Genomic DNA, 20,660 nt, shown 5'->3' with positions numbered 1-20,660 from the left:
CTGGACCGCGCGCGCGCCTGGTTCGCCGCATCGAGCACGGCGCGCCGGGAGGCGCTGCTCGCCGCCATCATGGCCGGCCTCCCCGGCGCCTATGACCGCTACGATATCGCCGGACTCCGCCGCATGCTGGCGAGCTATGCCGGCATCGACCGTGCCGGACTGCGCGCCAACCTCGCCCGCTTCCTCCGCGAAGTGGTGCCGGTCGCCGAGGAATGCGGCCTCCGGCTGTGCATCCATCCGGACGATCCGCCGCGCCCGATCTTCGGCCTGCCGCGCATCGTCTCTTCGGAAGAGGATATCGCCTTCATCCTCGGTGCGGTCGAGAGCCCCGCCAACGGCCTGACGCTCTGCACCGGTTCGCTCGGCGCGGCGCCGGCCAACGATCTGCCGGCGATCGCCCGGCGCTTCGCCGACCGCACCTGGTTCGCGCATCTGCGCAATGTGCGGAACGAGGCGGACGGGTCCTTCACCGAGGCCGAGCATCTCGGGGGTGACGTGCCGATGGTGCCGGTAATCGAGGCGTTGATGGCGGCCGGCAGCCGTCGCCACGCCGCAGGCGACCCGGACTGGGCGATACCGATGCGCGCCGATCATGGCCATGAACTGCTCGATGACGCGGCGCGGCAGAGCTTTCCGGGCTATCCGCTCGTCGGCCGGCTGCGCGGACTCGCGGAATTGCGGGGAGCGATGGTCGCCGTCGCCGGTCTGCGCGGCTATCCCCTCAATGCCACCGCCAGGGTCAACGACTCAAGCTAGCTCACGCCCCCCTACGAGGCTATCGGAGTCAGGCTAAGAGCGAGGGTCGCTCACTTAGCCCGCTGCCTGCGTCAACCGCCGGCACGCCGCCAGCAATGCGTCATGGACGAGCGGCTTGCCAAGGATCGGCACCCGGGCCAACCGCTCGGGCACCAGCAGGCTGAGGCCAAAGCCAGTGACGAAGACGAACGGCACCCCCCGCTGCAGAAGCAGATCGGCGACCGGTTCGGCAGTCTCCCGCCCGAGATCGAAATCGAGCAGCGCGAAGCTCGGCTGCACGGTTTCGAGCAGGGCAAGCGCCTCGGCCACGTTCGAGGCGAGCCAGCAGGCATCCGCCCCAAGGGTGCGGACCATGAACTCGATATCGAGCGCGATCAGCGCCTGGTCTTCGAGGATCAGCACCGAATGCCCGGCAAGCTGCGTCATCACCGGCAATGGCGGGCCCTCGGCACCCGCCGGCTCGGCCAGCAGGCGCTCAGCAGGGGTTCGCTTGTCGGCGGGCATGCGCATTTCCTTGAAATCAACCAGTTGTGTTCACGAGTAACATAGGCTCGGCGCTTTGTCGGTCCACTTGTGGACTGATGCGATCACCCGTCCTGCGGAGGCCCCGAGATGACTAGCCCCACGCCAGACGAACTGGCCGGCAATGCCTTGCTTTCCACGCTGCGCGAAGCGGATCGCGCAAGGCTGATCCCCCATATGCTCGTCTTCCCGCTCAAGGCCGGAGATATCCTTCAGCGCGCGGGCGACCCCGTGACCGATACCTGGTTTCCCTGCGGCCCGGGCATGGCGTCCTTCACGGTGAATACCGGCCCGAACGAGGAAGATGTCGAAGTCGTCGTCATCGGACGAGAGGGAGCGATTGGCGGCATCGTGTCTCACGGCAGCCTGCCCTCCTTCGCCACCGCCGCGGTGCGCAACCCGGGCAAGTTCCTGCGGATCAAGACAGCCGCGCTGGAAAACGTCAAACTCGAATCACTGACGCTCCGCCACTGGTTCGCGTGCTATTCGGATTGCCTGCTCGCCCAGGTCTTTCAGACCGCCGCCTGCAACGCCAAGCACACCATCATGCAGCGCGCAGCCAAATGGCTGATCGCCGCCGTCCGTCGCACCGATTCAAAAGAATTCGAAATGACGCAGGAACAGCTGGCCCAGCTGCTCGGCGTCGGCCGCACCTTCGTCACCCGCACGATCGCCAAGCTGCGGGCCGACGGGCTGATCGAAACGCGGCGCGGCGTCTTCATCGTCCGTAATATGGGGGGGTTGGAACGCCTATCCTGCCAATGCACGACCGCGATCGACGAGCATTTCGAGACGGTGATGCACGGGCTCTACCCGCCCGAGTGAGCCGCAAGGCGGCGACAGCCCCGCGCTAGGTGCGATGCCCATCCGGCCGGCCGATGCCCAGAGACGCCCAGCTTTTCGTCAGCGCCTTGGCAAACAGCCGGAGCCCGGTCAGCTGCTGCTCGACATAGGAGCCGGTGGCGAGCGCCTCCGGCGCCCGGGCATCGCCCGTCGCCAAGTATTCATCGGAAAAATCGGCGGTGCGGAAAAGGATATCCCAGATCGGGAAGACCGAGGCGTAGTTGCAGCTCGTCCGTCCTGCCGCACGCAACCCGTGATGGAATCGATGAAAGCGCGGCGAGACGATGAGCCATTCGAGCGGGCCGAAGGAGAGGCGGATATTGGCGTGGCTGAGGCTCTCGATGAATTTGAGCGAGAGCAGCAGGATCGGAAATTGCAGCGGCGGAATGCCGATGAGAAGGCCGATCACGAAGAACCAGAGGAAGGAGATCGCGTCATCCAGCAGATGGTTGCGATCGTCGGACCAGAAGCTCATCTGCCGCTGGGCATGGTGCAGGGCATGCAGCGCATACCACCACCGGAAAGAGTGGGAGAGGCGGTGCCGCCAGTAATCCGCGCAATCGAGAATGAGGGCGTACAGGAAGAAGGTGAGGAGCGGATGGCCGAAGAGGCCGGGCACCACGGAATCGAGCGTGGGTGGGATGAAGCCGCGCTCCACCAAAAGCCCGGTGGTCCAGGTCTGCACCTGGTAGAAGAGCACGAAGGTGATGATCGGCACGACGCCGACGCGATTGAGGAAGGTATAGAAGATATCGACGAGCACCGCCTTCTTGTCCGCCCACCGCTCCACCGGCCGCCAGGCCTCCAGCGGCAGACAAACCGCATAGGTGACCAGCACGGCAAAGAGCCCATAGACGCAGACGAGGCACCAGTCGAAAGCAAGATCGTCCCAGGCCATCCAGTGCATGTGAAACAGCACCGGCACCACGAGGTACTGCTCCATGTAGCCCGCGATGATGGAAAAGAACCGATCGAGCGACATTGACGATCCCTACCCTGCCCTGCTCTGCCCCGGAGGCTTCCGCGGGAGCCGCAGCCTTCAGACCCGCTCCGCCGTCACCCTACCCGGATTGGCGAGCATGGTGTTCAGAAAGATGCCGTGCGGCGAGCGGCCGACGGGAATCGTCGTATAATCCCCACTCCGCGGATCGAGCACCGCCACCTTCTCGGCAAAGCGCACCGCGATCCAGATATTGCCCTGCGGGTCGATCGCGATATCGTCCGGCCCGCCCGGGATCGGGTAGGTGCGACGGATCTCGAAACTCACCGGATCGAGCGCGGTGAGCCCGGTGCGGCCGGGACCACGGTTCGAAACGTAGAGCACCTTGCGCTGGCTATCGAGGAAGATGTTATGTGCGCCATCGCCCGTTACCACCTCGCGTAGAACGCGCCCGTTCTCCGGGTCCACCTCGACGAAGCCGCGGCCGCCCATGATGCAGCAGAGCACTTTGCCGCGGTGCCAGAGCACGCCGGCCGGCGTCTCCCCCACCTTGCTCGACCACCGCTCCGTCATGCTCACGAGATCGAGCGAGACGAGGGAGTTGGAATTCTGCATCGAGTTGAAGGACCAGCGGGAATCCGGCGAAAAGCCGAGATGGCTCGGCCATAGCCCGACCTTGAAGCGCTTGACGAGGGCCATGCTGGCTGCGTCATAGACATCGACGAAATCGAGCCGCAGCGCATTCACCACGAAATACTTGTTATCAGGGGTAAAGCCGATCTGGTACGGATCGGCGAGCCGCTGATGGCCGAGCGGTGCGCCCGTGACAGGATCGAAGCGGAAGAGCCCGTTGCCGCTTGCATCGCAGATCAGCAGCGTGCGCCGGTCCGCGGTCAGGGCCCAATGGCTCGGCTCTCTAAAGGTCGGCTCGGTGCGGAGCACGCGCCGCGTCGTCATGTCGATAATGGAGACGGAGCCTTCGGCCGAATTCATCACGAAAGCCAGCGGTTGCATTGGTGCGGCCTGGGCTTTCGGCACGAGGGCCAGACCAAGCGGGAGGGCGAGGGCGGAACGGCGGGTGATCATGGCGGCGGCACGCCTTTGGCTCGGTCGTGAAAAACGAGACGCCTCTATGCTGCGAAACTGGCGCCGTTTCAATGCCTAAGAACAGAAAGCTCGCCGGCTTTCTTAGGCGGCGTTGCCGCCCGGCGGAGCAGCACTCGCCTTTTCGCGGTGACCGGGGCCTTTTCCCCGCGCGACGCTTGACCGACCGATGAGAGGCCGGGACGCCAGCGGCAGAAGCGCGGAGACGAAACTCACGCGAGCCCTCTCTTCACAATTGCGCAAGCGACAGCAGCCGAGCTCATCACAACCTGTTTGTGATTGGACAAGCTGGAGTTCGCCGAATAGCGATTGCGTGTCGCCGCGCTGCATCGCCGCGCAAAACCTCTGTCGTGCGCTCGTCATGTGCAGCACTTGCAGACATCATCGCCATCTTAACTTCCGTTGGGTTTTTGTCGTTCTTCCATCACATGAACTTGTCTTGCCGTTGCTTGGTCATTTTTTGCACTAAATTGGTCTGGTTGGCATCGTACAGCCACCCGCCAAACGCGGCATACCATCCCTGAGCAGTTTCTTTTTTGACCTTCGCAAGTGAGGCACAAGGCATTTCCCTCCTCAGAAGCATGCGCGTCGCGCGTGAAGAATTGGCGGTTCCGCGAATTCCACTGTCCGCACCATTGGAGTCCCTGCTGCGGGCCGCGACGGAGCGCACCGAACTACGAAAGATGGTCGCGCATCTACGCCACGAACTGGCCTTGGCGCAGGCGCACCATGCAGCCGCCGCAGCCGAGCGCGATGCTCTCCTCGCGTCGTCCTCCTGGCGGCTGACCCGCCCGCTGCGGGCGCTCCGTGCCCTGCTCGCCCCGCGGCCGGGCACGCCTCGCACCGCCGATGAGGCCAAGACCGTACCGGGGCCGCGCACCGCTGCCGACCCTCAAACCAAAGACCGAGGCGACGCACCGCAGACGATCCCGACGCGGGACGAGAGCGAATACCAGGCCTGGGTCGCGCAGCATGATCGCTTGCGGGCTGAAGACCGGCAGGATATCGCCGCCGCCATCGACCACATGGCGGAGCGGCCGCTCTGCTCCATCCTCCTCACGGTTGGCAACGCGAGGCCCGGGGATGTGGCGCAGGCACTCGGCAGTATCGCTGCTCAGCTCTATGGCGCCTGGGAGGTTCTGCTTATCCCGGCGGATTCTGCGCCTCTGGATCTGTCGCTCGCGCCCGACCTCATGGCCCGCATTGGCCCGCGGCTCCGCATCCTCAGGGAGAGCGATGCTCCGGCCTACTGTGGTGCGCTGGCAGCCGCGGTTACTGAGGCCCGGGGCAGCATCCTCCTGGTGATGGATGCGGCGATCCGCCTCGCCGAACAGGCGCTGTTCGAATACGTCGGCCCATTCATCAACGATCCTGATTGTGCAGTTGTATACGCAGACGAGGATCGGCTCGGCGACGATGGCCGGAGATGGCTGCCTTTCTTCAAGCCAGACTGGAATGTGGATCTCGCCCTGACGCACAACATCGTCGGCCGCGCGGCGGCCTATCGGCGATCCTCCGTGCAGGCGCTTTGCGCGGTGGAGCCCGCGCTCGAACCGGGACCCGATCTCGCCCTGCGGCTCGCGGGCGCGATGCCGCGAGCGAAGATCACACATGTGCCAGCCATCCTCTTCCATCAGCAGGACGCGCCGGAGCCCGCGGAGGAGACCGAAAACGCCCCGCACTGGCTGCATCGCGATGCCCATTCCTACGAGACGGTGCGCGCCTGCCTCGATGCCCTTGGCCACCACGCGGTGACGATCACCGAGGCGGTGCCGGGCCAGCCGCTCTTTCGCCTGCAATGGCCGCTGCCCGATCCGCCGCCGCGCGTCTCCGTCATCATCCCGATGCGCGATCAGGCGTTGCTGCTCACCCGCTGCATCGGCGGGCTTCTGCATCAGACGGATTACCCCGATCTTGAAATCCTGATCTTGGACAATGGCAGCACGGAACCGGAGGCGCTGCGCCTGCTTGCCCGCCTGCCGGAGCAGGATGCCCGCGTGCGGGTGCTTCGCCATCCTGGCCCCTTCAATTACGCGGCGCTGAACAACCACGCGGCCGCGGAAGCAAGCGGCGAGATTCTCCTCCTCCTCAACAATGATGTGGAGGTGATCGAGAGCGGCTGGCTGCGTGAACTCGCCGCCCATGCCATTCGGCCCGATATCGGCGCCGTCGGCGCGCGCCTGCTCTATGCGGACCGGCGAGTGCAGCATGCCGGCGTCGTCCTGGGCGTCGGCTCGCATGCCGGCGGCCCCGGCGTCGCCGGGCATTTCGGCCAGGGCGCCGAGGCCGAGGATGTCGGCTACTTCGGCCAGTTCATTCTCACCCGGGAAGTATCCGCCGTCACCGGCGCCTGCCTTGCCCTCCGCCGGTCGGTCTATCAGCAGGTGGGCGGCCTCGACGCGAAGAACCTGCCCGTCGCCTTCAACGATGTCGATCTCTGCCTGCGGATCCGCGCGCTCGGCCTGCGGATTATCTGGACACCTTTCGCCGAACTCTACCACCTCGAATCGGTCTCGCGCGGGCGCGATTTCGTGGGCGAGCGGGAGCTGCGCGCTGCGGAAGAAGCCAATTACATGCGCGCCCAGTGGGGCGCGGTGCTGGATCGGGACCCGTTTTACAACCCGAATTTCGATCGGCGGGACCATCACTTCAATCTTCGGCAGAAGCCGCCGCCCCGTTCCTGGCGTCGGCCGGATAGCGTGCAATGACCGAGCAGACGATCGACGCCCCCCGCCCCGCGGGCCTGCAATCTGCACGCGGCGAGGATGCGCCGCTCGCCGAGGGCGCATCCTCCCCCCTTGCGGTGGTTGGGATGCAGGCCGCGAACGCGCGTGCCGAAGAGCCCGGCCGCAGGCTCGCCGCCGGGCTCGATCAGGATCTCCCCGCCCGGCTTCACCTCGGCAAGGGGAACGTGCTCAGCCTGCAAGGCTGGTGCTATGCCCCGGGCGGCGCGCTCCGCACGCTCGAGGTGCTGGTCGGCGAAGCCGCCTATCCGATCGCGCATCACAGTTGGGCCCGGCCGGATATCTTCACGCGGGACTGCCCGGCAGAGGACGCGACGGGCGCAAGCCTTATGAGCGGCTTCGAGGGCCTCGCGCCGCTGCCTGCGATCGGCACCCCTCAATCCGTCACGCTACGCCTGCGTGCCACCCTCGAAACGGGAGAGAGCGCCCAAGCGATCCTTGGTAGCATCCTCCTGCTCCCTGGCCATGCCGCGCGGCCCATCGCCGCCGCCTGGCCCGGCACCGGGCCGCGCATCGCCATCTGCATGGCGACCTACCATCCCCCCGCCGATCTTTTCGAAGCGCAGATCGCCTCCTTGCTGGCGCAGACGCATGGGAACTGGATCTGCATCATCAGCGACGACGGCACGCCGAATGAAGCCTTTGACCGTATCCGCTACCGGCTAGAGGCCGATGGGCGCTTCCATCTCTTCCAGAACGCCGAGCGGCAGAATTTCTATCGGAATTTCGAGACCTGTCTCGGCTACGTGCCAGACGATGCGGAATATGTGGCGCTCTGCGACCAGGATGATGTCTGGCATCCCGAGAAGCTCGCGAAGCTGCTTGGCGCTTTCGATGGGGAAACGACCCTCGCCTACAGCGATGCCCGGATCGTCGATGCCGGCGGTGCTGTGCGCTCCGCCACCTTCTGGGTGGGACGGCGCAACAACTACACCGATCTCGCGACGCTGATGGTGGCCAATACCATCACCGGTGCGGCGGCGATGATGCGGCGGGATCTCCTCGCCGATATCCTGCCCTTCCCCGAACCCGTCGGGCCGATGTTCCACGATCACTGGATCGGCCTGATGGCGCTCTATCGCGGGCGCATCGCCTATGTCGATCAGCCGCTCTATGATTACGTCCAGCACGCCGAGGGTGTCATCGGCCACAACTACAATGCCTGGCCGGGCTTCCTGGCGCTCGCCCGCGAAGTGCTGCGCCATCTCCCCAATCGCGGCCGCATGGCGCGCGCGGCGACCGGTCTGCTGAAACAGGCTGTCGCCGATTACGTCTTCGTGCAGCAGAAGGCGATGCTCGGCCGTATGCTGCTGCTCCGCTTGCCTGAGGCGGCGCCGGGCAAGCGAGCTGTCGCCGGGCGGTTCGCGGCCTTTACCACCGCGCCCGGCGCCGTGCTGCGCGAAAAGATCGCCGCCAGCCTCACCCGCCGGCCGACACTCAATCTCGAAGGCATGTTCCTCTGGTGCCTCCTCGGCACCCGGCTGCGCAACATGGCCTTTCGTGCCAAGAGCGCCGAGATCGTCCGCCTGCAGAAGGAGCGGCCAGGCGCCCGCCTCCTGGAAGCGGTGATCGCCGGGGAGGCGGCTGCACCCGCCGCACACCAAGCATTGGCCGAGATGCCGACGCCCGAACCCGCGGCCGAAGCACCGCGCCTTGGTGTTTTGGAATATGGCAATACGCGGCCGATCTTCCATAACATCTCGGGCCTCACGCTCGACGTGTCGAACGCGCATCCGAAGCGGGCGAACCTCCTGCTCGCCATGATCGACTTCAAATATGTCTTCGGCGGCTATCTCGGCATGTTCAACCTCGCGCTGCGCCTCAGCCGGGAAGGCTACCGCACGCGCATCATCCTGCATGAACATAGCGCCTGGGATATGGCCGAGTGGCGCCAGCAGATCCGCAAATACCCCGGCATCACCACGCTCTTCGACGAGGTTGAGGTGATCAGCCGCTTCGACCGCACGATCCCGGTGCCGGTGAACCCGCAGGACCGCTTCATCGCCACCAACTGCTGGGCGGCCCATATCGCGCATGAGACGGTGGCTGCGCTGGAGGAGAAGCGCTTCCTTTTCATGATCCAGGAATACGAGCCCTATTTCCTGCCGATGAATTCGATCAGCGCGCTCTTCCAGCAGGCCTATGATTTTCCGCAGGTCGCGCTGTTCTCCACGGATCTGCTGGCCGAGTTCTTCCGCCAGCAGAAGATCGGCGTCTTCGCCAGGCCCGGCGGGGAAGCGCAGGCCGCCGTCTTCAGCAACGCCATCCAGAGGTTTCACCCCAAGCGCGAGGTGTTGGAGAGGGCCGAGCGGCGGGTGCTGATCTATGCCCGGCCGGAAGAGCATGCGGCGCGCAACCTCTTCGAACTCAGCATGATCGCGCTCTCCAAGGTTGCGCGGGATCCGCGCCTCTCGCTCGATCGGTGGTCGTTCCACGGCATCGGCTCGATCGATCGGCAGGTCAATCTCGAACTCGCGCCCGGCGTGCCGCTGCAACTCGTCCCCAAGACCAGCCTGCAGGACTATATCGACATGATGCCGCGCTTCGATGTCGGTCTGTCGCTGATGTTGACACCGCATCCAAGCCTGGTGCCGCTGGAGATGGCGGCCGCCGGCATGTGGGCTGTGACCAATACCTTCGCCAACAAGACGGCGGAGGCGCTCGCCGCCATTTCGAGCAATCTGATCGGCGTGCCGCCGACGATCGATGGAATCGCCGAGGGCATGGTGCAGGCGATGCTGCAAGTGGACGATATCGACCGGCGCCTGGCGGGTGCGGCGGTCGCCTGGCCGACCGATTGGGATGCGGCTTTCCCGCCGGAGACGATGGCGGCCATGCGCACCTTCCTCGGCCCGGTCGTCGCCGATGCCTGATCCGCTTCCGCCCGGCCCGCTTGCGCAAGCCGCCCATGCCGCGGCGCCGCCTGACCAGGATGACACGATGTCGCTCGCCCATCGCTACGATCAGCGCTTCTTCGAGGAACAGGCGGGCGGCAGCCTGCACTCGGCGCGCCTCGTGCTGGCCGAGGTGCTGCCGCTCGTCCAGCCCCGCCGGATCGTCGATATCGGCTGCGGCATCGGCACCTGGCTCAGCGCCGCGCGTGAAGCGGGCGTGGCCGAGATGCTCGGCCTCGATGGCGCCTATGTCGATCCGGCGGCACTGCTCGTCGATCCGGCGGTCTTTCGCCCGGCCGATCTCGCGGCCGAGGGCAGCATTGCAGCAGCGCTTGGCCGCGATGGAGAGAAGAGGTTCGATCTCGCCCTCTGCATGGAGGTCGCCGAACACCTGCCGCATACGCGCGCGCCCTCGCTGATCGCCGAGCTCGGCAGCCTTGCCGATGCGGTGCTGTTTTCCGCCGCCGTGCCGTTCCAGTTCGGCGAGCGCCATATCAACGAAGAATGGCCGGAATATTGGGCGATCCTGTTTCGCGCCCAAGGCTTCCTGTGCTTCGACTGCCTGCGGGATCAGCTGTGGCAGGCGCCCGGCATCGATTGGTGGTATGCGCAGAACAGCCTGCTTTTCCTGCGGGAAGGCTCGGCCGTGGCGGCGCGCCTGGCACTCCGCCTGCCGCCGCCTGCAACTGGCACGCTCGCCCGCGTCCACCCGCAGAACCTGCTCACCAATGTCTTGAGCCTGCCGCGCCGTCAGCGGCTTGCAGCCTCGGCCGAGGAGTTCTCGGACCTCGCGCTGCTCCAGCAGGCCTATGCCGGCGGCGCGCGGGCGCTGCCCCCGCTCGCCGCGCTCACCCGGGCCGCCGGCGCGGGGGAGCAGGATCGCAGCGTCTTTCCCTGGACCAGGCTGGAGATTTATCATCCTGAAGGCGAGATTGCCGCGCTGCAGGCCGAGGTCGGCGCGCTCTACGCCAAGGTAGCCGAGGTCGGCCGCTATCTCGGCGCGGCAGAGGCGGCACTTGCCGGAAGCCGTGAGGCGCTGGCGGCCGAGCGCCGGGCGCGGCTTGAAATGAAATCCCGCCTCGATGAGGCGGAGGGGCGCATTCAGTATCAACACGGCATCGTCGATGGCTTGCGGCTCGATCTCTATACGCGCGGTGAGGAGCTTGCCGCGCATGCGGCCGAGATCGCGGCGCTGCGAGCGACGGTTGCCGACCAGGCGGCGCTCGGCATGGAAATCGCGCGGCTGCAGCAGGAGATGCTGGCGCGCGAAGCCTCTCCCGAATGGCGCCACGGTGTGCGCGTGGTGGCGTTGCAGCGCCGCCTGCCGCGCCCGCTGCTGCGCCTCATCGGCCTTATGCTGCGCCTGGCTCGGGGCACCGCGAGCCAGCCGGAAACCACGGCCGCGCCCCCGCTCGCGGGGCCACCCGCCGTCCCGGCTCTCACCGCCTCAGCCGATGCGCCAGTCGAGGCGGCCGAGCCACAGGCGAGCGAGAGGGCGGAAGCCGGCTGGTCCTCCGCCGATAGCGCGCTCATCTGCAAGTTCGGCGAAACCTACGGCCGCGTCGGCCGGGCGACGCTCGCCAATGGCATCGCCCGCCTGCGCCGCTTCGATCTCTTCAGCGAGGAGGATTATCTCAAACGGAACGAGGATGTGGGGGAAGCGGGGCTCGATGCTTTCAGCCATTTCCTGCAGGCAGGCGCCCTCGAAGAACGCGGCCGCACGGATGCGGAAGAACTCGCGCGGGTGATGAGCAGCGTCCTGCTGCACGGCCATGCCGCACGCGTCCCGCCGCCGGCGCTTGACGCCGCGCACGGCGGCGAAGCCGGCGAAGCCGACACATCGTCGGACCATGCGGCTCTGGTCCAGGATGTCGGGCCGATCGGCATCTTCGTCAGTTCCCACGGCAATCTCTTCATGAGCGACATCGCCGAGGATCTCGCGCGCGATCTGCGCGCCATCGGCTGCAGTGTGAGCGTGCTGGATGAGACGAGCCCGATCGACGCGCGTCCGCCGGTCAGCCTCTTCGTCGCGCCGCACGAGTTCTTCACCCTCGGCAGCGGGCGGCGATGGATCCGCGACGATGTGCTCTGGCAGGGCTTCATGTTCGCGACCGAGCAGGTGCAGACCAAGTGGTTTCAACTCTCGCTGCCGTTCATCCTGATGTCCGGCGGGGTCATCGATATCTGCGTGCAGACGGCGGAACTTTTCGGCCGCACCGGGCTGCCGGCGTTGCACCTGCTGCCCGGCTGCCGCTTCCAGCCGGCCGGGCTGACGGAGGCCGACCGGCGCCATCCGCTCTTCCGCGTCCTGCCCCAGGCGGCCCAGGCACCGCCGCTGCCGGCCACCGCCTTTTCCGCCCGCCCGCTCGACATCGCCTTCTTCGGCAATTCGAGCGAGAAGCGGGACCGCTTCTTTGGCCGCAACGCGGCCTTCTTCGCGGATTACGAAACCTTCCTCTACTGCCGCCGGGCCGAGCGCGGGCCGCTGCTCGGCCAGGGGGAGGAGGATGCGCTGTCCCGCCTCGCCGCGCATGTCTCTGGCCATGCCAAGATCATGCTTAATATCCACCGCGAGGATTTCGGCTATTTCGAATGGCACCGCATGGTCCGCCTCGGCATGTGCGGGGGAAGCGTCGTCGTCTCCGATCCCTGCCTGCCGCACCCCGATTTCATCGCCGGCGAGCACTACTTCCAGGAGCAGACACGCCACATGCCCGATCTTCTGGAATGGCTGCTGCGGAGCGCCGAGGGGCAGCGCGAGGCCGAGCGGGTGCGCAGCAATGTCGATCGTCTGCTGACGTGCCAGTTCGACACGCGGGAGACGGCGGCGACCCTGCTCCGCTTCCTCAGCCAGCATCGTGCGCGAGGCTGAGGCAAGCATGACCGATCATCCCGCCGAGGCCGAGTGCATCTTCACCCATGAGCGCCAGGCCCTCCCCTCGCCCGACCTCGTGACCGTCGCGATCAGCCTCTTCAACTATGCCCGCTTCCTGCCCGATTGCCTCGGCTCGGTCGCGGCCCAGCGGCACGCGGCGCTCGATCTCGTCATCGTGGACGACAGGTCGGAGAAGGACGACTCGCTCGCGGTCGCCCGCGCCTGGATGGAAGCGCATGTCGATCGGTTCGAGCGGATGACCTTGCTGCGCCACCGCCGCAACCAGGGCCTCGCGCGAAGCCGCAATACCGCTTTTGCCGCTGCGCGCGGCACGCATGTCTTCGTGCTCGACGCCGACAATATGCTCTATCCGCGCGCCATCGGCCGGTTGCTGCGGGCGGTGCAAGCCGATGGCACCGCCGCAGCCTATAGCCAGATCGAACTCTTCGGCGACAAGAGCCGCATCGGCATCGCCGACGTATGGCAGCCCGAATGGCTCAAGACCGGCAACTACATCGATGCCATGGCGCTCGTCTCACGCGATGCCTGGCGCGATTGCGGTGGCTATTCGCATATCGAGGGCGGCTGGGAGGATTACGACTTCTGGTGCAAGATGATCGAACAAGGCTATGAAGCGCTGTTCGTGCCCGAAATCCTCTGCCGCTACCGTGTGCATGGCACCTCCATGCTGCGAACGGAATCCGCCCGCTCCTACGACAGCATGTTCGTCGAGATGACGATGCGTCATCCCTGGATGCGCCTCGCCCCGATCGCGCCCGAGTTCCGGCTGCCATGAGTGCCGCAGCCGCGCTGCGCCCCGAGATCGACCTCGCGACCGTCTATCCTCTGGCGCAGGAGGAGGTGCTGGCCCTGCCGCTGGGCTACCGGCCGGAGGGCTGGCCGGCGGCGCCCCGCATCGGCGTCATGCTGCATGCCTTCCATATCGACGTGCTGGCGGAAATCGCCGCCTATCTCGCGCATCTGCCGTTCCCGGCGGATCTTTTCGTCACTACCGACGATGCGGCCAAGCAGGCAGCGATCGGCGCGCAATTCGCGGCCTGGCCAGGCGGGAGGATGGAGATCCGCCTCACCCCTAATCGCGGGCGGGATGTGGCCCCCAAGCTCGTTGGCCTCGGCGCGATGCATGCGGGCTACGATTTCGTGCTGCACCTGCATACCAAGCGATCGAGCCATGAATCGGGGCTCGCCGGCTGGCGCGGCTATCTGCTGGAAACGCTGCTCGGCTCGCCCGAGGTGGTGCTCGGCGTTTTCGAGGCCTTCCGCCAGGCGCCGAGCCTCGGCATGCTGGCACCGCAGCATATCGACCAGCTGCGGCCATGGGTCCGCTGGGGCGAGAATTTCGCCGCCGCCGCCGCGCTCGCCCGCCGGATGGGCTTCACGCCCGCTCATGCCGCACCGCTCGAGTTTCCCTCGGGCTCGATGTTTTGGGCGAGGCCCGAAGCACTCCGCCCCTTGCTCGATCTCGGCCTCAGCTTCGAGGATTTCCCCGAGGAGGCAAGGCAGACCGATGGCACCCTCGCCCATGCGATCGAGCGGCTCTACTACCTCGCCTGCGAGCAGGCGGGCTTCGGCTGGATGAAGATCACCCGCCCTGCCATGCTGCGTGCGCCGGGCGCGGTGCAGACGGTGCGCAACCCGGCCGAGCTTCGGCGCCTGCTCCGCCGGGCGCAGCGCGCCCTGCTGGCGGAGGATGCCGGTCATGGCGAGACGGTCGCGGATCATCCGCACATTCCCTTCTTTCCGCCGCGCCCCAAGCGCCTGCCCTATCTGCCCTGGCGCCGGCTGACCGGGGAGGGAGCGCCCGCCCCGCGCGCCAGCTTGCGCCATCTCGCGGGCGCCGGGCCTGCCGCCGATGGACGCGCCGTCGCCCAGGCTTTCGCCGACGGCGCCGATCTCATTGTGCTGGGCGAGCGCCTCCTGCCGCATCCCGGCGCCTTTGCCGCCCTCGCCCGCATGGCCGCAGCCGCGGATGGCTGCTGCCTGCTGGAGCCGGCGCTGCTGCCGGCCCCGGCGCCACAGATCGCCGATGCCGAAAGCCTTGCCGTGCAGGCCCCGAGCGGTCTGGCCCTCGCCCTTTCGCGCGCCGCCTTCGCGGCTCTCGGCCCGATCGCGGGCGAGGCATCCGGAAGCCTCCTGATCCGCCACCTCATCACCGCGGGCGAGAGGGCGGGACTGGCCTTGCGGCTCTGCCCCGATGCGCACGTCTTCCCTGGCGCGGGCGCCCGCTTGCTGCCACCCGCCGAGGCGCCGCTGCTCGATCTCTTCATCCTGCTTGAAGACGAGACGGTCAGCCCGCTCGTCGAACGCACCGTCTTCACCCTGCTCGCGCAGGAGGCGCCGCTACAGCTCGCGCTGCATCTCTTGCTCATTCGCTTCCCGCAAGCCGCCCGCCAGGCGCTCCGCGCCCGCCTCGCCCCGCTCCGGCCGCTCAACCCCGCGGCGCGGATCATGCTGCATCATTGGGATGAGCCGGCGCCCTTCGATGCGCGCAGCGCGCTGCTGAGCCTCGGCCTCACTGCTGCCAGCGGCCGCTACCTCCTGGTGCTCTCACCGGGAGACTTGCTCGGGCCCGGCGCGCTTGCCCGCCTGCTCGGCCGGCTCACCGCCGGCGACGAGGCGGAGGTCGGCGGCCTGCTGAGCCAGGAGCCGGTGCTTTGGTGGGGGGAGAGCGTCGTGCCGCAGCCGGCCGCGGAATTAAGCCTCGCCCCCATCACTCTCTTCGATCGCCGCCGCATCCGCCCCGCGCCCGACCGCCTGCTTGCGGAAGCGGCAAGTGAAGCAGTGCGCGCGCCCTCGCTCCCGCTCGCGGCCGATGCTCCGCTCGGTCTGCGCCAAACCCCCTGCTGATGCCATGCCGCGCGTGTGGAGAAGAAAGGCATGACCATGGAGATCGACGATATCAGGCAGCCACCGATGGCGGACGACCGGCCGCATGAGGACGGGCCAGAGCTCACGATCCTCATGCCCTGCCTCAACGAAGCCCGGACCGTTGGCATCTGCGTCGAAAAAGCCATGCGCTACCTGGCGCTTTCCGGCGTCAGCGGCGAGGTTTTGATCGCCGATAATGGCTCGACCGACGGATCCCAGGCGATAGCCGCGGCGGGCGGGGCGCGCGTCGTCGCTATCCCCCGCCGCGGCTATGGGGCTGCCCTCATCGGCGGCATCGCGGCCGCGCACGGGCGCTTCATCATCATGGGCGATGCCGATGACAGCTATGACTTCCTCGATCTCGACCCCTTCGTGCAGGCCTTGCGCGGTGGCGCGGATCTTGCCATGGGCAACCGTTTCCGCGGCGGAATAGAACCGGGGGCGATGCCGCCCTTGCACCGCTACCTCGGCAATCCGGTATTGAGCGGCATCGGGCGGCTTTTCTTCGACCGTCGGATCGGGGATTTCCATTGCGGCCTGCGCGGCTTCCGCCGCGAAGCCATCCAGGCCATCGGCCTCGCCGCGCCCGGCATGGAATTCGCGAGCGAGATGGTGGCGAAAGCGGCTCTGCACGGGCTGCGCATCACCGAGGTGCCGACGCGCCTGCGCAAGGACGGGCGTGACCGGCCGCCGCATCTGCGCAGTTGGCGCGACGGCTGGCGGCACCTGCGCTTCATGCTGATGTTCAGCCCGGACTGGCTCTTCGTCTATCCGGGCGCGCTGCTGCTCATCCTCGGCCTGTTCGGCCTCGTCCTGCTCGGCCAAGGGCCGGCGCAGCTTGGCGGCGTGACCTTCGACATCAATACCATGCTCTTCGCGGGGGATGCCGCGGGGGTCGGCTCGCAGCTTCTCACCCTCGGCCTGCTCGCCAAGCTCTACTCGGCCGAGCAAGGGCTATGGCCGGCGGACCGCATGGCGCGGTGGTGGCGCGCCCTGCCCTTCGAAATCCTCCTGATCGCCGGCGGGGTCGTGGCGCTGATCGGCTTCGGCTGGTCGATCGCCGCGGTGCTGCATTGGCGGGCGCGCCATTTTGGCGATCTCGCAGAGCCGGGCGCGCTCCGCTCGGTCATTCCCGCCGCGACCCTCATGGTCGTCGGCGTGCAGTGGATGTTCTTCTCCTTCCTCAAAGGCCTGCTGCGGCTCGAAGCATGATGCGGAAAGCCTATCCTCGCCCGCTCATCGCCGGTATGGCGGCGAGCAGCCTCGCCTATGTCGTGCTCTGCATGCATCTGCCGCTGACGCTCTTCGCCGATGCCGGCTTCGATGATTTCCTCTTCGTGCAGCATGGCATGAGCATCATCTCGGGCCAGTGGCTTGGCCCCTATTCGCAGATGACGCTCGCCAAGGGCCCCGGCTATCCGCTGTTCCTCGCCGCGAGCGCCGTGCTCGGGCTGCCCATCTCCCTGAGCCAGGCGCTGCTCTACGCCGGTGCCTGCCTGCTGATGGCGGATGCGCTGTTCCGCCTGACCCGCTCCGCCTGGCTCGCCTTCTTCTGCCTGCTCGCCATCCAATGGCATCCGGCGCTTTTTCCCATCCGCGTCATCCGGGATGATCTCTCCGCGCCACAGGTGCTCATCATCCTCGCCGCGCTGTGCCATTGCGCTCTGCTGCCGGGCCGGCTGCCGTCCCGCCTGCTCTGGGCAGCGCTTGGCGGCCTCGCCCTCGGCTGGTTCTGGCTCACGCGGGAGGATGCGATTTGGATTGTCCCAGGGCTCGTGCTGATCGTCGCGCTGCAGGCGCTGCGGCTCCGGCGGCAGAGCCGGGCGGCGCTCCGGCTCGGTGCCGCCGCCGCTGCCATGGCGCTTTCGGCAAGCGCGACGCTCACCGCCGTCGCCGCCATCAATCTTTGGGTCTACGGCACCTTCGTCACTGTTGATTTCAAATCCGCGTCCTTCGAAAAAGCCCTCGATATCCTGCAGACGGTGCGCGCCGGCCCACCCGTGCCTTTCGTGCCGGTGCCGGCGCCGGCGCGGGCAGAGATTGCGCGTGTCAGCCCGGCCTTTGCGAGCCTCCAGCCCTATTTCAACGGCGTCGGCCGAAGCTGGACCGCCCCCGGCTGCGCCACCTACCCCACCACCTGCGGGGACTATGCCGGCGGCTGGTTCATGTGGGCGCTGCGCGATGCGGTGGCGGCGACAGGGCATTACCGCAGCCCGCAGGCGGCCGCGCGCTTCTACCGCACCCTCTGGCAGCAGGTGCATGCGGCCTGCCAGTCCGGCAAGCTCAGCTGCAAACCCAATGCCCTTCCCTTTATGCCCGCGACCACCGCTGCGCAGTGGCGGCGCTGGCCGGCCGAACTCTTCATGATGGCACGCCTCGCCACCTGGGTGCCGCAGGTCGCGATCTGGGATTTCAACCATCGCTTCCCGGACAGCACCGGCGATTTCACCCGGCTGCACCAGATGGAGGATTTCCTGCGCCATCCGCGCCGTACGCGGACCGCGTCCGAGCAAGGATCGGTCACCGTCGATGGCTGGTTTCACGCGCCGAACGCGAGCTGGATCCGCCTGCGGTGCCAGAGCAAGGAGGGCGAACTGGTGCTCCCCATCACCCGGCTGAAAAGCCCGGATCTGGTGGTCTTCTTCCATAGCGCCGCCGCCGGCGCCGATCGCTTCTCCATCACCGTGCCGCATCTGCGCGGCTGCGCGCTCCAGGCCAAGGATGCCGCGGGCCAGACGGTGCGGCAGGATCTTACGACGCTGCCGCCCGGCATCACGCCCTTCGCCGGCGGCAGCCTCGGTATCGATGCGGTGCGGCAATCGGGCCGGGCCGGGCAGCTCGGCATCCGCCTGCTGGCCGCCCTCAATCGGCTTTACGCCTGGGTGATGGCGCCGCTCGCAGCGCTCGGCGCGATCTTCCTCCTTGCCGCCCTCACCTGGCGCGCGGCAAGCCGCGCCCGGGGCTTCCTCGATGGCCCGCTGATCCTCGTGCTTGGCATCTGGGGCCTGCTGGCGGCACGCGCGGCGGTGCTGATCCTCGTCGATATTTCATCCTTCCCGGCGATCGGCCCGCTCTATTGGGCGGCGGGCTTCCCGCTCCTGTGCCTGGCGAGCCTGCTCGCCCTTGTGCTGCCCTTCGCCCGCCGGTTGCCGCCGCTGCCGCGGAGCCCGGTGCCGGAGGAGGTGAGGAAGGCCGAGGCAAAGCCTGAGACGGAGGCTATCTCGGCCTCTTGAGACGACCGGCGCGCCTGCCCCTCTTACGGTGCGGCGGCGCCCACCCCATCTCGGCTGTGTGCCTCCGCCGCCTGGCGCGCGGCGGGCGGATGCGCTCATCAAGCCGGAGATGCCCGATGCCGAACCAGACCCCGCCGCTTTCCGCGCCGCGCCCCCTGCTCGGGCTCGCGCTCGGGCTCTGTTTGGGCACCGCTCTGCTTCCGCCCATCGCGGCCCACGCCCAAAGCGTGGTGGGTGCCATGGGCCATCAGGCACCGCAAGGCACCCTGACCGAGGGGCGGGGCGGCTGGCGCATCAGCCAGATGCTCGGCGCGACGGTGCATGATGACCAGGGCGCCGTCCTCGGCACGGTGGCGGAACTTCTGGTCGCCCCGGAGGGCCGGGTGCAGGCGATCGTCCTCTCCCTGACCTCCGGCACCGGCCTCAGCGGCCGGCGGGTGGAGATCCCTTTCCACCGCCTGCGTTTCGCGCCGAGCACGGTCAACCCCGCCGCGCATGGCGCCTCAGCGAGCGCGGGGGAGCCCGCAACCGCCTCCCAGGCACATGACTTCGGCCTCGTCCTGCCGGGGGCGACGCTGCATAGCTTGCGGCATCTGCCGCGGGCGCAGCTCGCGCCATCCTAAGCACCGGCCACCCGAACCTGACATTGAGCAAAGGTACGATCCGCCATGGCCCGCTATCAGCTCACCTATTGGTCCGTCCCTTTCCGTGGCGAACTCATCCGCGCGACGCTCGCCTATCTCGGCGAGGAGTGGACGGAGGAAGCAGACGAGACGATCGCCACGTTGCTCGGCCGGCCGATCGCGAAGCGGCCGATGCCCTTCATGGCACCGCCGCTTCTCACCGATCAGGCGAAGGGTGTCTCCATCGCCCAGATGCCGGCGATCCTCTTCTATCTCGCGGAAGAACACGGGCTGATGCCGGAGGGGCTCCCCGCGCGCGCCCTCGCGCTCAAAACCCTCCTCGATGCGAACGACTTGCTGGATGAGCTCACACTCAATGGCGGGCGGGAGATGTGGACGGCCGCCGGCTGGAAGGCTTTCGTCCCCCGCCTCGCCCGCTGGATGCAGATCTGGGAGGAAACCGGGCGCCAGCAGGGGCTTGGCACCACGGAGGGCTACCTCTTCCACACTACCCAGCCGACGATTGCCGATATCGTCAGCGCGACGCTGTGGAGCACGGTGGGGAGCCGCCTGCCGCCCCTCGGCGCCATGCTCGCCGCGGTTGCCCCCCGCACGGAGGCGCTGGCCCGCCGGGTCTTCGCGCAGCCGGCCCTTGCCCGCTTCGCCGCGGCGCGCATGGCCGAGGTGGGAGACCTCTATTGCGGCGGCGAGATCGAGGGCTCGCTTCGCGCCGTGCTCGAAGGCTGGTCCTACCGCCCGGAGCGCGCATAGCGCGACCGACACGGCATGCCTACGGCGTAGCGTCTCCCGGTAGCCCATTATTGCGTCTTCAACGCGGTGGCGCCGCCGCGTGGCAGACCGTCATCACCGTCTCGCGCAGCCAGCGATGGGCGCGGTCCGCCTCCATCCGGGGATGCCACATCGCCGAAATGACGATCGGCGGGGTCTGCACCGGAAGCGCGAAACCAACCAGACCGGGCCATGCCGCCGTCCCGCTCCTGCGCGCATCGAGGCAGGAACGCGGCACGAGCGCCACGAGATCCGTTGCGCGCGCAATCCAGAGCGCATCGGGGAAGCCCGGCACCACGCTGACGACCTGGCGGCGGAGGCCGAGGCCCTGCAGCGCCGTATCAACCGGCCCGGCGAAGGCGCCCCGGCGCGATGCCACCACATGGCGGCAAGCCGCGTACGCCTCGGCCGTCACCGGGCCCGCCAAAAGAGGATGCCCGGCGCGGAC

The 20,660-nt window shown here is 67.6% G+C and carries 15 protein-coding genes; 11 read left to right on the top strand and 4 right to left on the bottom strand.

The features are described 5' to 3' along the window. Positions 1-756, top strand: a 756-nt coding sequence (gene uxuA, locus ACYQ7X_RS16935; RefSeq protein ID WP_459698253.1) for a mannonate dehydratase, incomplete at its 5' end; no start/stop codon positions are given. A gap of 54 nt (positions 757-810) precedes the next feature. Here uxuA and ACYQ7X_RS16930 read toward each other — a convergent pair. Beyond that, positions 811-1,260 (bottom strand): response regulator, encoded by a 450-nt coding sequence (locus tag ACYQ7X_RS16930; protein WP_459698252.1) that lies wholly within the window; start codon positions 1,258-1,260, stop codon positions 811-813. Positions 1,261-1,368: 108 nt separating this feature from the next. On the opposite strand from ACYQ7X_RS16930, the gene ACYQ7X_RS16925 reads away from it, so the two are divergent. Further along, positions 1,369-2,103, top strand: coding sequence for a Crp/Fnr family transcriptional regulator (locus ACYQ7X_RS16925; RefSeq protein WP_459698251.1), 735 nt, complete (start codon positions 1,369-1,371; stop codon positions 2,101-2,103). A gap of 25 nt (positions 2,104-2,128) precedes the next feature. Here ACYQ7X_RS16925 and ACYQ7X_RS16920 read toward each other — a convergent pair whose 3' ends face one another. Next, positions 2,129-3,103, bottom strand: a complete 975-nt coding sequence (locus tag ACYQ7X_RS16920; protein ID WP_459698250.1) for a sterol desaturase family protein — start codon at positions 3,101-3,103, stop codon at positions 2,129-2,131. Between the two features lie 57 nt (positions 3,104-3,160). Then, positions 3,161-4,147 (bottom strand): YncE family protein, encoded by a 987-nt coding sequence (locus ACYQ7X_RS16915; protein ID WP_459698249.1) that lies wholly within the window; start codon positions 4,145-4,147, stop codon positions 3,161-3,163. Positions 4,148-4,848: 701 nt separating this feature from the next. On the opposite strand from ACYQ7X_RS16915, the gene ACYQ7X_RS16910 reads away from it, so the two are divergent. From ACYQ7X_RS16910 to ACYQ7X_RS16870, 9 genes are all read left to right on the top strand, one after another. Continuing rightward, entirely contained in the window at positions 4,849-6,873 is a 2,025-nt protein-coding gene (locus tag ACYQ7X_RS16910; protein ID WP_459698248.1) for a glycosyltransferase family 2 protein, read from the top strand. Beyond that, positions 6,870-9,782: a rhamnosyltransferase WsaF family glycosyltransferase gene (locus ACYQ7X_RS16905; RefSeq protein ID WP_459698247.1), complete on the top strand. Its 2,913-nt coding sequence runs from the start codon at positions 6,870-6,872 to the stop codon at positions 9,780-9,782. The genes ACYQ7X_RS16910 and ACYQ7X_RS16905 overlap by 4 nt, the downstream gene beginning before the upstream one ends. Further along, positions 9,775-12,675, top strand: coding sequence for a class I SAM-dependent methyltransferase (locus tag ACYQ7X_RS16900; protein WP_459698246.1), 2,901 nt, complete (start codon positions 9,775-9,777; stop codon positions 12,673-12,675). The genes ACYQ7X_RS16905 and ACYQ7X_RS16900 overlap by 8 nt, the downstream gene beginning before the upstream one ends. Before the next feature lie 7 nt (positions 12,676-12,682). Further along, positions 12,683-13,474 (top strand): glycosyltransferase family 2 protein, encoded by a 792-nt coding sequence (locus tag ACYQ7X_RS16895; protein ID WP_459698245.1) that lies wholly within the window; start codon positions 12,683-12,685, stop codon positions 13,472-13,474. After that, complete coding sequence (locus ACYQ7X_RS16890; RefSeq protein WP_459698244.1) at positions 13,471-15,546, top strand: rhamnan synthesis F family protein; 2,076 nt, start codon at positions 13,471-13,473, stop codon at positions 15,544-15,546. The genes ACYQ7X_RS16895 and ACYQ7X_RS16890 overlap by 4 nt, the downstream gene beginning before the upstream one ends. Before the next feature lie 30 nt (positions 15,547-15,576). Next, positions 15,577-16,779 carry a glycosyltransferase family 2 protein gene (locus ACYQ7X_RS16885; protein WP_459698243.1) on the top strand — a complete coding sequence of 401 codons (1,203 nt, stop codon included), beginning with the start codon at positions 15,577-15,579 and terminating at the stop codon, positions 16,777-16,779. Then, entirely contained in the window at positions 16,776-18,800 is a 2,025-nt protein-coding gene (locus ACYQ7X_RS16880; protein WP_459698242.1) for a hypothetical protein, read from the top strand. The genes ACYQ7X_RS16885 and ACYQ7X_RS16880 overlap by 4 nt, the downstream gene beginning before the upstream one ends. 116 nt (positions 18,801-18,916) lie before the next feature. Then, positions 18,917-19,423 (top strand): PRC-barrel domain-containing protein, encoded by a 507-nt coding sequence (locus tag ACYQ7X_RS16875; protein ID WP_459698241.1) that lies wholly within the window; start codon positions 18,917-18,919, stop codon positions 19,421-19,423. 45 nt (positions 19,424-19,468) lie between these two features. Then, on the top strand, positions 19,469-20,194 hold the full coding sequence (locus ACYQ7X_RS16870; RefSeq protein ID WP_459698240.1) for a glutathione S-transferase: 726 nt from the start codon (positions 19,469-19,471) through the stop codon (positions 20,192-20,194). Positions 20,195-20,252: 58 nt separating this feature from the next. On the opposite strand, the gene ACYQ7X_RS16865 is transcribed toward ACYQ7X_RS16870, so the two are convergent. Next, positions 20,253-20,660, bottom strand: a 408-nt coding sequence (locus tag ACYQ7X_RS16865) for a LysR substrate-binding domain-containing protein (RefSeq protein ID WP_459698239.1), incomplete at its 5' end; no start/stop codon positions are given.

Source organism: Acidisoma sp. C75, assembly GCF_054665095.1.
Note: the sequence above shows the minus strand (reverse complement) of the source record. Positions and strands in the feature narration are given on the sequence as shown.

What these genes read in the sequence shown, in the direction of transcription:
- ACYQ7X_RS16880 (WP_459698242.1), top strand. Translation starts at nt 16,776, where the DNA reads ATGATGCGGAAAGCCTATCCTCGCCCGCTCATCGCCGGTATGGCGGCG.
- ACYQ7X_RS16870 (WP_459698240.1), top strand. Translation starts at nt 19,469, where the DNA reads ATGGCCCGCTATCAGCTCACCTATTGGTCCGTCCCTTTCCGTGGCGAA.
- ACYQ7X_RS16905 (WP_459698247.1), top strand. Translation starts at nt 6,870, where the DNA reads ATGACCGAGCAGACGATCGACGCCCCCCGCCCCGCGGGCCTGCAATCT.
- ACYQ7X_RS16925 (WP_459698251.1), top strand. Translation starts at nt 1,369, where the DNA reads ATGACTAGCCCCACGCCAGACGAACTGGCCGGCAATGCCTTGCTTTCC.
- ACYQ7X_RS16930 (WP_459698252.1), bottom strand. Translation starts at nt 1,260, where the DNA reads ATGCCCGCCGACAAGCGAACCCCTGCTGAGCGCCTGCTGGCCGAGCCG.
- ACYQ7X_RS16890 (WP_459698244.1), top strand. Translation starts at nt 13,471, where the DNA reads ATGAGTGCCGCAGCCGCGCTGCGCCCCGAGATCGACCTCGCGACCGTC.
- ACYQ7X_RS16875 (WP_459698241.1), top strand. Translation starts at nt 18,917, where the DNA reads ATGCCGAACCAGACCCCGCCGCTTTCCGCGCCGCGCCCCCTGCTCGGG.
- ACYQ7X_RS16920 (WP_459698250.1), bottom strand. Translation starts at nt 3,103, where the DNA reads ATGTCGCTCGATCGGTTCTTTTCCATCATCGCGGGCTACATGGAGCAG.
- ACYQ7X_RS16915 (WP_459698249.1), bottom strand. Translation starts at nt 4,147, where the DNA reads ATGATCACCCGCCGTTCCGCCCTCGCCCTCCCGCTTGGTCTGGCCCTC.
- ACYQ7X_RS16895 (WP_459698245.1), top strand. Translation starts at nt 12,683, where the DNA reads ATGACCGATCATCCCGCCGAGGCCGAGTGCATCTTCACCCATGAGCGC.
- ACYQ7X_RS16910 (WP_459698248.1), top strand. Translation starts at nt 4,849, where the DNA reads ATGGTCGCGCATCTACGCCACGAACTGGCCTTGGCGCAGGCGCACCAT.
- ACYQ7X_RS16885 (WP_459698243.1), top strand. Translation starts at nt 15,577, where the DNA reads ATGACCATGGAGATCGACGATATCAGGCAGCCACCGATGGCGGACGAC.
- ACYQ7X_RS16900 (WP_459698246.1), top strand. Translation starts at nt 9,775, where the DNA reads ATGCCTGATCCGCTTCCGCCCGGCCCGCTTGCGCAAGCCGCCCATGCC.